Genomic DNA, 1,479 nt, shown 5'->3' on the forward strand with positions numbered 1-1,479 from the left:
AACTCGCCGTCGAGGGTGCCGCCCTTGGTGCGCAGCCGGTACAGGCCCCGCTGGAGTTCCCGCAGCCGCTCGTCGGTGAACTCGTCGCCGGCCACCTCTATGGCGACGATGCGCAGCTTGACGCTGGGCACCTTCTCCTCGTCGGGGCCGGGCTCGACGCGCTCGACGTGGGCGAGTTCGACGACGGCCATCCACCGTCCCTTGCGCTGGCGGAACATGTCGAGGGCGTGGGGGTCGAGGGAGTCTTTGACGTCCTCGAGGACTTTGCTGTCGAACTTGATGTCGGGCATGGGGTGCCTTTCTTGATCGGTGGTGCTGGGTGGGGTGCCCGGGGCGGTGGCGTGGGTGGTCCGCCCCGGGCCGGTCAGGCGGGGCTACTCGGCGGGCTTGAGGCCGAGCACGCGGCGGACGGTCTCGCCGACCGCCTTCTCGATCTCCGCGAGCAGCTCGGCGCGGGCGGCGGCGGTCAGATCGGCCGCGGTGGCGACCTGCACGGCGACCTCGTAGCCGCCCGTGGTGGACTGCCAGGCCATCGCCGGGTGCGGGGTGAGCGCGGCGGCGCCGAGCTGAATGGCCCACTCGGAGACGTCGGCGGCGCCGTTGATCAGGTCGTGGATCTTCCGCTGCGCCTCGTCGAAGGTCTCGTCGCTGAAGTCGTCCCACGCCACGCCCCCGCCGGGCGTGACCTCCTGGTCCTGCATCTGCTCGCCGACGCACATGAACTCGGGGTCCTCGGCCAGCGTGGCGTGCTGGCGGGCGGCTTCGGCGCGGAGGTCGGCGTCGGTGTACGGGCGGTCGGTCATCAGTGGTTGTCCAATCGGTATGCGTCGGCCGCTTCGGCGGCCTGTCGGGCGAGGGCCTGCTCGGCGCAGACCTTGTGTGCGGGCTTGTGTTTGCTGTCGCGGAGGTTGGTGTCGGCGCCGCAGTAGCGGCACGGCCTGGCCGTGTGTGACCAGTGCGCCGAGGACCGCCAGTCGAGGAGCGGCGCCGACCCGGTCATGACGTCTGGGCCTTGCGGCGCTGGTCGTACAGGCCGTGGCGCTGGCTGGGGCTGAGCCCGCCGTACGTGCCGTACCGGTTGCGGCCCGCGGCCCGGCCCTCGGCCCGCATGGCGAGCGCCAGGCACTCACCCGCGACCGGACACCGCCTGCACACCTTGACGGCGGCGAAGAAGGCCGCGGTGTTGGCCGGGGCCTGCCACCATTCGGCGTCGGCGCCTTCGCCGCGGCAGAGGGCGCGCTTCCTCCAGTCGGGGTCCGGAGTGGCGGGCGCGGCCGGGATGGCGCGCATGGCCGGCTTCTTCCGGGTGCGGCGAGCGGGCGTGCGCTTCTTGGCCTTGCGCTTCTTCGGCTTCGGCTCGGTCTTGATGGGCTGCAGCGCGGGGCGGCAGTGTTCGCATCCGCTGATCGGAAGCTCGGTGTGGACACAGCGGAACTCGGTGAAGTGGATCGTCATCGGGCCACCGCCCCGAGGTCGGGC

Annotated in this window: 4 protein-coding genes; all 4 read right to left on the reverse strand. The window is 72.1% G+C overall.

The genetic code is table 11. The features are described from left to right. On the reverse strand, nucleotides 1-290 hold a 290-nt coding region (locus tag ACWDTP_RS38430; protein WP_450028442.1), incomplete at its 3' end, for a hypothetical protein. Nucleotides 291-374: 84 nt separating this feature from the next. Next, nucleotides 375-803, reverse strand: a complete 429-nt coding sequence (locus tag ACWDTP_RS38435; protein ID WP_450028443.1) for a hypothetical protein — start codon at nucleotides 801-803, stop codon at nucleotides 375-377. Then, nucleotides 803-1,000 carry a hypothetical protein gene (locus ACWDTP_RS38440; RefSeq protein ID WP_450028444.1) on the reverse strand — a complete coding sequence of 66 codons (198 nt, stop codon included), beginning with the start codon at nucleotides 998-1,000 and terminating at the stop codon, nucleotides 803-805. Before ACWDTP_RS38440 ends, ACWDTP_RS38435 begins: the two co-directional genes overlap by 1 nt. Next, nucleotides 997-1,479: WhiB family transcriptional regulator (locus ACWDTP_RS38445; protein WP_450028445.1), on the reverse strand; the 483-nt coding region annotated here is incomplete at its 5' end. The genes ACWDTP_RS38440 and ACWDTP_RS38445, both read right to left, overlap by 4 nt.

The organism is Mycobacterium sp. NPDC003449 (genome assembly GCF_053588415.1).